The organism is Clavibacter michiganensis subsp. insidiosus, from assembly GCF_002240565.1.
Lineage (GTDB): Bacteria > Actinomycetota > Actinomycetes > Actinomycetales > Microbacteriaceae > Clavibacter > Clavibacter insidiosus.
In genome coordinates, this window is record NZ_MZMO01000001.1 from 1,836,605 (window position 1) to 1,849,503 (window position 12,899).

13 protein-coding genes, 1 tRNA gene and 1 other RNA gene are annotated in these 12,899 nt (G+C 73.1%); 6 read left to right on the top strand and 9 right to left on the bottom strand.

Going from position 1 to position 12,899, the window contains the following annotated elements; translation table 11 throughout:
- Nucleotides 1–66 precede the first annotated feature (66 nt).
- From rnpB to B5P21_RS08965, 7 genes are all read right to left on the bottom strand, one after another.
- Nucleotides 67–448, bottom strand: an RNA gene (rnpB, locus tag B5P21_RS08935) — RNase P RNA component class A.
- A 43-nt stretch (nt 449–491) separates the two neighbouring features.
- Nucleotides 492–1,226 (bottom strand): zinc ribbon domain-containing protein, encoded by a 735-nt coding sequence (locus tag B5P21_RS08940; protein ID WP_045527950.1) that lies wholly within the window; start codon nt 1,224–1,226, stop codon nt 492–494.
- A gap of 91 nt (nt 1,227–1,317) precedes the next feature.
- On the bottom strand, nt 1,318–2,145 hold the full coding sequence (locus B5P21_RS08945) for a Nif3-like dinuclear metal center hexameric protein (RefSeq protein WP_094171044.1): 828 nt from the start codon (nt 2,143–2,145) through the stop codon (nt 1,318–1,320).
- Nucleotides 2,146–2,197: 52 nt separating this feature from the next.
- Complete coding sequence (locus tag B5P21_RS08950; RefSeq protein ID WP_045527947.1) at nt 2,198–2,389, bottom strand: hypothetical protein; 192 nt, start codon at nt 2,387–2,389, stop codon at nt 2,198–2,200.
- Between the two features lie 81 nt (nt 2,390–2,470).
- Nucleotides 2,471–3,082 carry an energy-coupling factor transporter transmembrane component T family protein gene (locus B5P21_RS08955; RefSeq protein WP_045527945.1) on the bottom strand — a complete coding sequence of 204 codons (612 nt, stop codon included), beginning with the start codon at nt 3,080–3,082 and terminating at the stop codon, nt 2,471–2,473.
- Nucleotides 3,079–3,783, bottom strand: a complete 705-nt coding sequence (locus B5P21_RS08960) for an energy-coupling factor ABC transporter ATP-binding protein (protein WP_045527943.1) — start codon at nt 3,781–3,783, stop codon at nt 3,079–3,081. Before B5P21_RS08960 ends, B5P21_RS08955 begins: the two co-directional genes overlap by 4 nt.
- Complete coding sequence (locus tag B5P21_RS08965) at nt 3,780–4,421, bottom strand: biotin transporter BioY (protein ID WP_045527941.1); 642 nt, start codon at nt 4,419–4,421, stop codon at nt 3,780–3,782. Before B5P21_RS08965 ends, B5P21_RS08960 begins: the two co-directional genes overlap by 4 nt.
- Before the next feature lie 76 nt (nt 4,422–4,497).
- Here B5P21_RS08965 and B5P21_RS08970 point away from each other — a divergent pair, with 76 nt between their 5' ends.
- The gene (locus B5P21_RS08970) at nt 4,498–5,085 is read left to right on the top strand and encodes a TetR/AcrR family transcriptional regulator C-terminal domain-containing protein (protein ID WP_045527939.1); all 588 of its coding nucleotides are present in this window, start codon (nt 4,498–4,500) and stop codon (nt 5,083–5,085) included.
- Nucleotides 5,086–5,185: 100 nt separating this feature from the next.
- Here the strand turns inward: B5P21_RS08970 and B5P21_RS08975 are convergent.
- Nucleotides 5,186–5,258, bottom strand: a tRNA-Val gene (locus B5P21_RS08975).
- Between the two features lie 92 nt (nt 5,259–5,350).
- Here B5P21_RS08975 and B5P21_RS08980 point away from each other — a divergent pair.
- Nucleotides 5,351–6,040 carry a hypothetical protein gene (locus tag B5P21_RS08980; protein ID WP_045527937.1) on the top strand — a complete coding sequence of 230 codons (690 nt, stop codon included), beginning with the start codon at nt 5,351–5,353 and terminating at the stop codon, nt 6,038–6,040.
- A gap of 18 nt (nt 6,041–6,058) precedes the next feature.
- Here the strand turns inward: B5P21_RS08980 and B5P21_RS08985 are convergent, their stop codons facing one another.
- A complete protein-coding gene (locus B5P21_RS08985; RefSeq protein WP_012038310.1) occupies nt 6,059–6,532 on the bottom strand; it encodes a peroxiredoxin in 474 nt (157 codons plus the stop codon).
- Between the two features lie 241 nt (nt 6,533–6,773).
- Between B5P21_RS08985 and aceE the strand changes: the two genes are divergently transcribed.
- The 4 genes from aceE (at nt 6,774) to B5P21_RS09005 (ending at nt 12,850) form a co-directional block, all read left to right on the top strand.
- Nucleotides 6,774–9,500 (top strand): pyruvate dehydrogenase (acetyl-transferring), homodimeric type, encoded by a 2,727-nt coding sequence (gene aceE, locus B5P21_RS08990; RefSeq protein ID WP_094171045.1) that lies wholly within the window; start codon nt 6,774–6,776, stop codon nt 9,498–9,500.
- A 16-nt stretch (nt 9,501–9,516) separates the two neighbouring features.
- Complete coding sequence (locus tag B5P21_RS08995; protein WP_045527932.1) at nt 9,517–10,791, top strand: PucR family transcriptional regulator; 1,275 nt, start codon at nt 9,517–9,519, stop codon at nt 10,789–10,791.
- A gap of 94 nt (nt 10,792–10,885) precedes the next feature.
- A complete protein-coding gene (locus B5P21_RS09000) occupies nt 10,886–11,806 on the top strand; it encodes an ACP S-malonyltransferase (RefSeq protein WP_045527930.1) in 921 nt (306 codons plus the stop codon).
- A 30-nt stretch (nt 11,807–11,836) separates the two neighbouring features.
- Nucleotides 11,837–12,850 carry a beta-ketoacyl-ACP synthase III gene (locus B5P21_RS09005; protein ID WP_045527928.1) on the top strand — a complete coding sequence of 338 codons (1,014 nt, stop codon included), beginning with the start codon at nt 11,837–11,839 and terminating at the stop codon, nt 12,848–12,850.
- Nucleotides 12,851–12,899: the final 49 nt, after the last annotated feature.

Sequence of the window (12,899 nt, forward strand, 5' to 3'; positions counted from 1 at the left end):
CGCCACAGCACCGCACTACGAAGCGGCCGGACCCCCCGAGGGGATCCGGCCGCTTCGGCGTGGGGGCGGATGGGCCGGCTGATACGCCGGGTTCTGTCCCGGTGCCTCGCGGCACCATGGACGGCCATCTATCTCGGAGCTGCGTCACCGCAGCCCTCCAGCGGTCTACCCGGGGACTGGACGAGCAGCCTGTGCGTCCCCTGTTCGACCTTGCTCCGGGCGAGGTTTGCATAGCCGACCCGATCACTCGGGCCGCTGGTGGTCTCTTACACCGCCGTTTCACCCTCACCCGCCGCTTCCGCGACGGGCGGTCTGCTCTCTGTTGCACTGTCTCGCGGGTCACCCCGGGTGGGTGTTACCCACCGCCCTGCTCTGTGGAGCCCGGACGTTCCTCGACGCGGTCTCCCCCTCTCGGGATCCTCCGCGGCGCGACCGTCTTGCCGACCCCTCCGCGGGGACGAGTCTAGGGCAGCGTGCGGGCGGAGCTCCCGCTAGAGGCCGGACTCGTCCGTCCGCACGAGGATGGCGTTGCTCTCGGGATCGATGACCACGTCGTCGGGGGCCCGCTTCCGCAGGGCGTCGAGGTCGCTCTGGTTCAGGGCGATGTTGCTCCCCAGGGAGATGCCGCGGTGCAGCATCGCGGCGCCGACGCCGTACCGCGCGCGCTGCTTCTCGTAGAGCGCGAGGAGGTCCTCGGGGAACCGCGGTGCCAGGGCGTCCCGGTCCTTCCTCGCCTGCTCGGCCTGGACCCGCAGCTCCACGGCCGCGGCGTCGCGCTCGGCCTCGACCGCGGCGAGCCGCTCCGCCAGGGCGTCGCGCTCCACGACCACCTCGGCCTGCGCCGCCTGGGCCTCCTCGAGCCGCTGCATCACCTCGAGCTCGACCTCCTCGAGGGTGTCGCGGCGACGCAGCAGCGACTCGAGCTCGCGCTCCAGCGCCTGGACGTCCTTCGAGCTGCCGCCGGCCTCGATGCGGGTGCGGTCGCGGTCCATGCGCGCCTGCACGACGGCCACGTCGGACTCGATGCGCGCGAGCTCGGTCTGGGCGTCCTCCACGACGCCGGTCCGCTCGCCGAGGCGGCGTCGGACGACCTCCATCTCCCGCTGCAGCGCGTCGATCTCCTTCAGCTGCGGGAGCTGCGCGAGCTGGCGCGTGAGATGCGTGAGCCGGGTGTCGATCTCCTGCAGGTCGAGGAGCTCCTTCTGGATGCTCGGATCGGCTTTCATGCTCTCCCTCTCGTGGTGCGGCTCCGCCGGTGTGCGGCGTGCGCGCGATGCGTGCGTCGTGGATGCGCGGGACCGTCCGCGCGGCGGCCGGTCACTGCGTGACGGCGAAGTCCCAGGGGTCGGTGCGGATGTCGCTGACGGTGACCTCCACGTCGGGCAGCGCCGCGCGCAGCGTGCCGGCGGCCTGGTCGAGCCACAGCCACTCGCTCGCCCAGTGGGAGGTGTCGATGAGGTACGGCGTGCCGCCGCGGAGGGCCGCGGACTCGCGGGCCTCGCTCGCCGGGTGGTGGCGGAGGTCGGAGGTGATGTAGACGTCCGCGCCGACCACCTCGGGCGCGGAGAGCAGCGAGTCCCCCGCACCCCCGCAGAGGGCCACGCGGGTGACGGGCGCGTCGTCGGGGCCCGCGACGCGGATCCCGGTGGCCGTGGGCGGCAGGATCCGGGCCAGCTCGCCGGCGAGGCGGCCAAGCGTCGTCGGGGCGGGCAGGTCGCCGACGCGGCCGATGCCGCGCACCCCGCCCTCGGCCGGATCGAGCGGCCGGACGGTCTCGGGCACCAGGCCGAGGAGCGCCGCGAGCCGGCCCGACGTGCCCTCCTCGACGACGTCGGCGGTGGTGTGCGAGGCGTGCAGGGCGCAGTCGGCGCGGACGAGGTCGGCGAGGAGCGCGCCCTTGTAGCCGGTCTCGGCGATGGTGGTCACGCCGCGCAGCAGCAGCGGGTGGTGTACCAGCAGCAGATCGGCGTCGGCGGCGACCGCCTCGTCGACCGTCGCGCGGACCGCGTCGACGGCCATGTGGATGCGGCGGACCCGCCGACGCGGATCCCCCGAGACGAGCCCGGAGGCGTCCCAGTCGGACGCGCCGGCGGGCGGCCAGGCGTCCTCGACGACCCGGACGACGTCGGCGAGGGTGGGGATCACGTGCCCATCGTAACGAAGGGGCGACCGCGGCCCGTCCTCGGCCGTGCGCCGGTCAGCCCCGGCGCGCGCCGCGGCGGGGGCGGTCGGCGTCCGGCGGCACCTCGTGCGCGGCGTCCGGCGACGGCACGAGCGGTTCGAGCGGCCAGAGGCTCCGCTGGGCGGATCCGCGGTGGGTGCTGGAGCCGTGCGTCGCGGCGTCGACGACCGACCACGCGGCGGCGCCATCGGCCGTGTCGGAGCTCATGGGGGGATGCTACCGCGACACGCCCGCGGCGACGCGGCCCGCACGGCCCGCGGACATCCCGATGCGGCGGGCTGTCTCCCGTCACCTGACCCCGCGGGCGGTGAGCGCGTCGCCCAGCTGGTCCGCGTGCTTGAGGGAGAGGACGAGGAAGGGGACGACGAACGTCCGCAGGCCCGGACGCGCGCCCCGCGCGCGCTGCGCCTCGCGGACCTCGCTGGCCAGGCGCGCGAGGACCGGGACGGTGCCGGCGGTCACGGTGAGGAGCAGCGAGATCCTCTCCGTGTCGACGCCGAGCCTCCGCAGCGGGCCGAGGCCGCGCTCGATGCCCCCGAGGAGCTCGGTCATGGAGGTCGTGAGGACGAGCAGGCCGGCGATGGCGATCGCCGACGTGACGCGCGCCGTGTTCGCCACGGCGGGCTCGGGTCCGAGCAGGACGAGCTGGCTGACGAGCGTGAACAGCATCAGCCAGCGCACGGCGCGCACCTGGCCGGCGAGGCGGCGCATGCCGAGGAGGCCGTCGCCGAGCTGCGCGACGGCGAAGGCGACGACCGCGACGGCGACCGCGGTGCCCGCCCCCCACCAGGTCGACGGCAGCAGGGAGACGCCGAGCACGACGACCATGAGCGCGATCAGCTCGGGACCGGCGGGCATGCGCTCGAGGCGGCCGGGACGTCGCGGCCCGGTCGGCGTCACCGGAGCATCGCCTCGTACTCGGCGATGACGGCGGCGGGCGCGCCCGTGCGGATCAGCCGGCCGCCGGCGAACAGGACGGCGGCGTCGCACCGGGCCGCCGCGGCGAGGTCGTGGGTGACGAGCACGAGCCGGTGGCCGGGCTCGAAGAGGTGGTCCGCGACCCGGCCGGCGTTCCGGGCGTCGAGGTACGCCGTCGGCTCGTCGGCGATCACGAGCTCGGGGCGCCGGACGAAGGCCCCCGCCAGGGCGAGCAGCTGCTTCTGTCCGCCCGACAGCTCGTGCGACGAGCGGTCGGCGAGGTGCGTGATGCCGAGCCGTCGGAGGGCCTCGGCGACGCGGTCGTCCGACTCGGCGCGCGGAAGGCGCTCGGGCCGCAGGGAGAACGCGACGTCCTCGGCGACGGTGGGCATGACGATCTGGGCGTCCGGGTTGCTGAACACGAGGGCGACGCGGCGCCGCAGCTCGCGGGATCCGCGTCCCGGGTCGATGCCCAGCACGCGCAGCTCCCCCGACGTGCGCTCGACCAGGCCCCCGACGAGCCGGGCGAACGTGCTCTTGCCCGAGCCGTTCTCGCCGATGACGGCGACCGTGCGCGCATCCACGTCGAGCGTGACGTCGCGGAGCGCCTCGACGTCGCCGAGGCGGACGCCGACCCCCGCGAGGTGCAGGGCCGCGGGGCCGATCCCGTCCGTCGGGATCACCGGAGGGTCGCCGCGCCGGTGTCCCGCTGTCCCGTCGTCCAGCCGGACGCACGGCGGAAGGCCCGCGGGTAGCCGCGGACCAGCGTCATCACGACGCCGGTGGCGATGGCCGCCTTGACGATGTCACCCGGGAGGAAGACGAGGCTGGCGGCCACGGTCTCGGCGAGGGGCAGGCGCGTGACGAGGCTCTGGACGGGGATCCCCACCGCGTAGATCACGGCGATGCCCCCGACGACCATGGCCACGGCGGTGCGCCCGGCCGTGGGCCGCCGGCCGCCCAGGTGGACGATGAGCCCGACGACGGCCGCCCCCAGGATCCAGCCGACGAGGTAGCCGGCGGTGGGGCCGAGGAAGACGCCCAGGCCGCCGGTCCCGCCGGCGAGCAGCGGCAGTCCCACCGCGACGAGCGCGAGGAGGACGGCGAGGGCGATGGCCCCGAGACGCGCTCCGAGGACGGCGCCCGCCAGCATCACGCCGAGCGTCTGCGCCGTGATCGGCACGCCGCCGAAGACGCTGATGCCGCCCGGGAGCCCGAGCACCGCGACGACCGCGGCGAGCACGGCGACCCGCGCGAGGTCGGTGGCGTCGAGCCGCGCTCGGCGGTCGGCGATGAGGGGCAGGGAGCGGGTCGGGGTCATGGGCTTCCTTCTGCTCGATGCGGCCGTCGAGGACCTGAACGATGTTCACCTGAACGGCGTTCACTATAGTGGCGGCATGGCACGGGCGCAGGCGGCGGGGCGGCACAGCCGTGACGACGTGGCCCGCACGGCCTTGCGGATCCTCGACGAGCACGGCCTCCCGGACTTCACGATGCGCCGCCTCGGGGCAGCCCTCGACGTCCAGCCGAGCGCCCTCTACTGGCACTTCCCGGACAAGCAGAGCCTCCTCGCGGAACTGGCCGACCGCATCGTCGCCGAGGCGGCGACCACCGCGACGGACGGGCCGGGCGACGACTGGCGCGAGCGGGTCCGTCACGCCGCGACGGGGCTCCGCTCGGCGCTCCTCGCCCATCGCGACGGCGCCGAGGTCGTGGCCAGCACGACGGCGATGAGGCTCGGCGCGACGGCGGCGCGCGACATGCTGTCCGCGGCCGTCGCCACCGGCGGGTTCGGCGGGGCCGACTGCGCCCGGGCGGCGTCGGCGGTCCTGCACTTCGTGCTCGGCCACGTGGCGCACGAGCAGCAGCGCGTCCAGCTCGACCGGCTCGGGCTGCTGCCCGAGGACGCGGGCGACGAGGATCCGGCCCGGGACTTCGCCTTCGGGGTGGACCTGCTCGTGCGGGGCCTGGGGACCCTCGCCTGATCCCGCGAGGGAGGTCCACGCGGACGACGCGGGTGCGGGGCCTGGGGACCCTCGCCTGATCCCGCGAGGGAGGTCCACGCGGACGACGCGGGTGCGGGGGTGGGCCCTGCCGGGCTCGAACCGACGACATCCACGGTGTAAACGTGGCGCTCTACCAACTGAGCTAAAGGCCCGCGACGCCCGTCCGCCGGACGTCCGGCCATGCTAGCCGATCGCGTCGGCGCGTCCCGGCCGCCCCGCGGGCGCTGGCCGTAGCCTCTCCCCCGTGCCCATCCACCCCTCCCGCCGGACGGTCGCCGAGCCGCGCTGGCCCGCCGCCGTCGGCCTCCTCGTCGCCGTCGCCCTCTACGGGATCGCGCCCACCGCCGTCCCGTCCGGCGTCCGCGTCGCGGTGGTGGCGATCGCCGGGGCCCTGCTCGTGCCGCTGGTCGCGCTGAACCCCCGCCGCTTCGTGCGCGAGACGCCGTGGTCCCGCGGGCTCGGCCTCGCGCTCGGCGGCCTCCTCGTGGTCGCCAACCAGGTGAGCCTCGTCGTCCTGGTGATCGCGCTGGTCGACGCCTCGGAAGCGGGACCGGAGCTGCTGCTCACGGCCCTGCAGGTGTGGGGCACCAACGTGCTGGCCTTCGCGCTCGTCTTCTGGGAGCTGGACCGCGGCGGTCCGGTGGCGCGTCGGACCCACGCCCGCGCGTCCCTCGCCCCCGCCGACTTCCGCTTCCCGCAGGACGAGGACGCCGACGCCGTGTCGGAGGTGGCCCGCCGGTCGTCGGAGCACGCGGACTGGGTGCCGGGATTCGTGGACTACGCGTACTTCTCGCTCACGAACTCGATGGCCTACAGCCCCACCGACGTCATGCCGCTCTCCCACCGCGCCAAGGCGCTCATGGCGCTCGAGGCGTTCGCCGGGTTCGTGATCCTCGCTCTGGTGATCGCCCGCGCCGTCAACATCCTCAGCTGAGGGGTCGAGGGAGACCGATCAGGCCGGGACGAGCGCCAGGTCGCGGATCGCGGTGCGGTACGCCTCGAGCTCGCGCGCCTCGCCGGGTGCGGTGATGAAGCTGCCTCGGATGATGCCGCGCGTGTCGATGAGGAAGGTCGCGCGGTTCGCGAAGCCCTTCTCCTCGAGGAACACGCCGTACTCCTTGGCGACCTGGCCGTGGGGCCAGAAGTCGGCGAGGAGCTGGAAGTCGATGCCCTGCTGCTGCGCCCATGCGCGCAACGTGTGCTTGCTGTCGACGCTGATGCCGATGAGCTCCACGCGGCTGTCGGCGAAGAGGCCGAGGTTCTCCTCGAGCTGGCACATCTCGCCCGTGCAGGTGCCGGAGAAGGCGAGGGGGAAGAAGACGAGGGCCACCGCGCGGTGTCCGCGGTACTCGCTCAACCGGACGCGCTCGCCGAACTGGTTGGCGAGCTCGAAGTCGGGAGCCTGTGTGTCGTTGGCCAGGGCCATGGGGTGCGGATCCTTCCGTGCCGGCAGATGTCCCCTGTCTGGCACGAGGGTCGAGCTTACGCCGGGGATCCGCGATGTCCAGCTCCGGGGGCGCGGGCGCCCTCCCGCGGCGCGCGCCGCACGTCGTCGGGGAGCGTCGGTCGGCATGGGTAGGCTGGCCCTCGGCGTACGCGCGGTCTCGCACCCTTCGAGCCCCGTGGCACCGAAGACGATGTCTGCACACCACAGGAAGAGGTCGAGGGTGACTGTCAACGACCAGGATCCGTACTCGGTGAACCACACCGACCCGGATCCGGAAGAGACCGCCGAATGGAACGAGTCGCTCGACGGGCTCGTGGAGACGCAGGGCCGGGGTCGCGCGCGCGACGTCATGCTCAGCCTCCTCAAGCGCTCCAAGGAGCTGCATCTCGGTGTGCCGATGGTCCCGACCACGGACTACATCAACACCATCGCCCCGGAGAATGAGCCCGACTTCCCCGGTGACGAGGACCTCGAGCGCCGCTACCGCGCGTGGATCCGCTGGAACGCGGCCGTCACGGTGCACCGCGCCCAGCGCCCCGGCATCGCGGTGGGCGGGCACATCGCCACGTACGCCTCATCGGCCGCGCTCTACGAGGTCGGCTACAACCACTTCTTCCGCGGCCAGGACCACCCGGGCGGCGGCGACCAGGTCTTCGTGCAGGGCCACGCCTCCCCCGGCACCTACGCCCGCGCGTTCCTCGAGGGACGCCTGAGCGAGCACCAGCTCGACGGCTTCCGCCAAGAGAAGAGCCACGCCGGCGGCGGCCTCTCTTCCTACCCGCACCCGCGCCTCATGCCGGAGTTCTGGCAGTTCCCCACGGTCTCGATGGGCCTCGGCCCGATCAACGCGATCTACCAGGCGCAGGCGAACAAGTACCTCACCAACCGCGGCATCAAGGACGCGTCCGACCAGCAGGTCTGGGCGTTCCTCGGCGACGGCGAGATGGACGAGGTCGAGAGCCGCGGCCAGCTCCAGGTGGCGGCGAACGAGAAGCTCGACAACCTCAACTTCGTCATCAACTGCAACCTGCAGCGCCTCGACGGGCCCGTCCGCGGCAACGGCAAGATCATCCAGGAGCTCGAGAGCTTCTTCCGCGGCGCCGGATGGAACGTCATCAAGGTCGTCTGGGGCCGCGAGTGGGACGACCTGCTCGCCCGCGACACCGAGGGCGCGCTCCTCGACCTCATGAACCGCACGCCCGACGGCGACTACCAGACCTACAAGGCCGAGAGCGGCGCCTACATCCGCGAGAACTTCTTCGGGCGCGACGAGCGCACCGCGAAGCTCGTCGAGGGCTACACCGACGACCAGATCTGGAACCTCAAGCGCGGCGGCCACGACTACCGCAAGGTCTACGCGGCCTTCAAGGCGGCCAGCGAGCACACGGGCCAGCCCACGGTCATCCTCGCGAAGACCGTCAAGGGCTACGGCCTCGGCCCGAGCTTCGAGGGCCGCAACGCGACCCACCAGATGAAGAAGCTCACGCTCGACAACCTCAAGCAGTTCCGCGACGAGATGCGCGTGCCGATCACGGACGCCCAGCTCGAGGAGGACCCGTACCTGCCGCCGTACTACCACCCGGGCCAGGACGACGAGGCGATCCAGTACATGCAGGAGCGTCGTCGTGCGCTCGGCGGGTACTCGCCCGAGCGCCGTACGTCGCACACCGCGATCACGCTCCCGGACGACTCCGCGTACCGCATCTCCAAGAAGGGCTCCGGCACCCAGGAGATCGCCACCACCATGGCGTTCGTGCGGCTCCTGAAGGACCTGATCCGCTCGAAGGACTTCGGCAACCGCGTCGTCCCGATCATCCCGGACGAGGCCCGCACGTTCGGCATCGACGCCTTCTTCCCGACGGCGAAGATCTACAACCCGAACGGCCAGCACTACACGTCGGTCGACCGTGAGCTGCTGCTCTCCTACAAGGAGAGCCCGCAGGGCCAGATCGTGCACGTGGGCATCAACGAGGCGGGCGCCCTGGCGGCGTTCACCAACCTCGGCACCACGTACTCGACGCAGGGCGAGCCCCTCATCCCGATCTACGTCTTCTACTCGATGTTCGGGTTCCAGCGCACGGGCGACGCGATCTGGGCGGCGGGCGACCAGATGGCGCGCGGCTTCCTCATCGGCGCGACGGCCGGACGCACCACGCTCACGGGCGAGGGCCTCCAGCACGCCGACGGGCACTCGCTCGTCCTCTCGCAGACGAACCCCGCGATCGTGTCCTACGACCCGGCGTACGCCTACGAGATCGGCCACATCGTGCGGTCCGGCCTCGAGCGCATGTACGGCGGGGAGCACGAGGACCCGAACGTCATGTACTACCTGACGGTCTACAACGCGCCGATCATCCACCCGAGCGAGCCCGAGGGCATGGACGTGGACGGCATCGTCCGCGGCGTCTACAAGCTCAAGGACGGCTGGATCGACGGACCGAAGGCGCAGCTCATGGCGTCCGGCGTCGCGGTCCCGTGGGCCCTCGAGGCCCAGCAGCTGCTCGCCGACGACTGGGGCGTCTCCGCCGACGTCTGGTCCGTCACCTCGTGGGGCGAGCTGCGCCGCGACGGCCTGGCCGCGGAGGAGCACAACATGCTCCACCCGCACTCCGAGACCCGGGTCCCCTACCTGGAGGAGAAGCTGCGCCCCGCCGAGGGCCCGTTCGTCGCGGTCACCGACTTCTCGCACGCGGTGCCCGACCAGATCCGGCAGTTCGTCCCCGGCGACTACTCGACGCTCGGCGCCGACGGCTTCGGCTTCTCGGACACGCGTCCGGCGGCTCGCCGCTTCTTCGCGATCGACGGGCCGTCGATGGTCGTGAAGACGCTGCAGCGCCTGGCCAAGCAGGGCAAGGTCGACCAGGACGCGCCGAAGTGGGCGATCGACAAGTACCGCCTGCTCGACGTGAACGCCGGCACGACCGGATCGGCGGGCGGCGAGGCGTGAGCTGCGCCGACCTGACGTGACACCGAGCGACCGGCACGATACCGACGTGGAGACTGGGGAGACGAAGGCGGAGACGCTGACGTGGCTCCGCTCCCTGTCGGGCGAGCTCGCGAGCGCGACGCTCAAGCGGCTGGAGGACACGCTGCCCTGGTACGGCGAGATGCCGCCGGGGCGGCGGTCCGCCGTCGGGCTGGTCGCGCAGGCTGGCATCACGTCCTTCATCCACTGGTACGACGATCCCGACTCCACGCCGTGGATCGCGGCCGACGTGTTCGGCGCGGCGCCCCGCGAGCTCCTCCGCTCGGTGAGCCTGCAGCAGACGCTGCAGCTGATCCGGGTCACGGTGGAGGTCGTCGAGGACCGGGTCCGCGACCGGCACCGCACGGTGCGCGACGCGATCCTGCTGTACTCGCGGGAGATCGCGTTCGCCGCGGCCGACGTCTACGCGCGTGCGGCGGAGGCCCGAGGCCTCTGGGACGCGCGGCTCGAGGCGCTCGTCGTCGACAGCATCCTGTCGGGCGAGTACGACGACGAGCTGCCGTCGCGGATCGCCGCGCTCGGGTGGCACGGTCACGGCGAGGTCTCCGTGCTCGTCGGCACGGCGCCGGCGGTGCTCGACGTCGACCAGCTGCGCCGCACGGCCCGGCACCTCGAGGCGGACGTCCTCATCGGCGTCCAGGGCAGCCGCCTGGTCCTCGTCATCGGACGCGCGTCCCCCGCCGTGGTCGACCCGGCGGACGCCGCGGCGGAGACGCCTCCCGTGTCCTTCCTCGAGATCGCGACGCAACTCGAGCCCGGGTTCGGGGCGGGCCACCTCGTCCTCGGCCATGAGGTGCCGAGCCTGGTGGAGGCGTCGCGTAGTGCGCGGGCGGCCCTCGCCGGCTTCGCCGTCGCCCGGTCGTGGCGGAACGCGCCGCGCCCGACGCTCGCCGACGACCTGCTGCCGGAGCGCGCCCTCGCCGGCGATCCGCTCGCGCGGTCCACCCTCATCAACCGCATCTACAAGCCGCTCCAGGCGCACTCGACCGAGCTGCTCGCGACGCTGTGGTGCTACCTCGACACCGGCCGGTCCCTCGAGGCGACCGCGCGGGAGCTGTTCGTGCACCCCAACACCGTGCGCTACCGGCTGAAGCGCGTCTCCGACGTCATCGGCTGGGACGCGACGGGCGCCCGCGAGGCGCTCATCCTCCAGGCCGCGCTCATCATCGGCAGCATCGCGGAGGCCGGCACCACGGTCCCCAAGCAGCAGGGGTCCGGTCGCGCCCGGCCGAAGCGCCAGGCCGCACGGTGATCCGCGCGCGTCGTGGCATCGTCACAATGTCCTGGCGGATCCTCTGTAGGACGCCGACTCCGACGCGCCTCCCGGCGGGCGGGAGGATGGACGGATGATCATCGTCGTCTGCCCGGGTCAGGGCTCCCAGAAGCCCGGCTTCCTCTCCCCCTGGCACGAGCACCCCGAGCACGCGCGACGCCTGGGCGAGCTGGGCGACGCGGCGGGACTGGATCTCGTCACCCACGGCACCACGTCCGACGCCGACACCATCCGCGACACCGCCGTCGCGCAGCCCCTCATCGTCGCGGCGGGCATCGTCGCCCTGCACGCGCTCCTCGCCGACGGCCGTGACGCGTACGTCGCCGGCATCGCGGGCCACTCGGTCGGCGAGATCACCGCGGCGGCGGGCGCCGGCATCCTCACCGACGACGAGGCGATGCGCGTCGTGCGCACCCGCGGAGACGCGATGGCCGAGGCGGCCACGATCACCCGCACCGGCATGAGCGCGGTCGTCGGCGGCGACCAGGACGCCGTCCTCGCGCGGCTCGCCGAGCTCGACCTCGAGCCCGCCAACTTCAACGGCGGCGGCCAGATCGTCGTCGCCGGCGCTCCCGACGCGCTCGCCGCCCTGCAGGCCGAGCCCCTCCGCGGCACGCGCGTCATCCCCCTCCAGGTCGCCGGCGCCTTCCACACGCACCACATGGCTCCCGCGGTCGACGCCCTGCGCGCCGCGGTCGCGCCGCTCGCGCCCCGCGACCCCCGCTTCCCGGTCTGGACCAACCGCGACGGGAGCCGCGTCGAGTCCGGCGCCGCGTACCTCGACCTCATCGTCGGGCAGGTCGCGAGCCCGGTGCGCTGGGACCTCTGCATGGACGCCTTCGCCGCCGCGGGCGTCACCGGCCTCATCGAGGTCGCGCCCGCCGGTGCGCTCACCGGCCTCGCCAAGCGCGGCCTCAAGGGCCTCCCGACGCTCGCGCTCTCCACGCCCGACGACCTCCCGGCGGCGATCGACATGCTCGACGCGCACGCCTGATCCCGCCTCACCGACACCGAACAGGCACCCATGACCGACCAGCCCCGCCCCACCATCCAGACCGCGCCCGTGGTCGAGCGCTTCACCCGCATCTGGGGCCTCGGCGCCGCCCGCGGCGAGCTCGACGTGCCGAATGACGACCTCGTCGGCCCGATCGACTCTTCCGACGAGTGGATCCGCCAGCGCACCGGCATCATCACGCGCAAGCGCGCGGGCGCCGACGTCGACGCGGTCGACCTCGCGACCACCGCGTCTCTCGAGGCCATCGCGAAGGCGGGCATCAAGCCGGAGCAGATCGGCATCGTCCTCGTCTCGACCGTGAGCAACACCGTGCAGACGCCGTCGATGGCCGCGCTCCTCGCCGACCGCATCGGCGCGAACCCGGCGCCCGCCTACGACATCTCGGCCGCGTGCGCCGGGTACACGTACGGCATCGCGCAGGCCGACTCCTTCATCCGGTCGGGCCTCGCGGAGTACGTCCTCGTGGTCGGCGCAGAGAAGCTGTCCGACATCGTCGACCCGACCGACCGCTCCATCTCGTTCCTCCTCGGCGACGGCGCCGGCGCCGCGATCGTCGGCCCGAGCGACACCCCCGGCATCTCGCCCACGGTGTGGGGATCCGACGGCTCGAACTGGGACGCGGTCGGCATGACCGGCACCCTGAAGAGCATGCGCGACGGATCCGCGTGGCCGACGCTCCGCCAGGACGGCCAGAAGGTCTTCCGCTGGGCGGTGTGGGAGATGGTGAAGGTCGCCAAGGAGGCCCTCGACCGCGCGGGCGTGGCGCCCGAGCAGCTCGCCGCCTTCATCCCGCACCAGGCCAACATGCGCATCGTCGACGAGTTCGCGAAGCAGCTCGGCCTCCCCGAGTCCGTCGCCATCGCGCGTGACATCGCCACCACGGGCAACACGTCCGCCGCGTCGATCCCGCTCGCCACCCACCGCCTGCTCGAGGAGGACCCGTCGCTGTCCGGCGGCCTCGCCCTGCAGATCGGGTTCGGCGCGGGACTCGTCTTCGGCGCGCAGGTCGTCGTCCTGCCCTGAGCCCCACCGCCCCATAAGCTGTTCCGGTCATCACGAACCACGAGGAGAT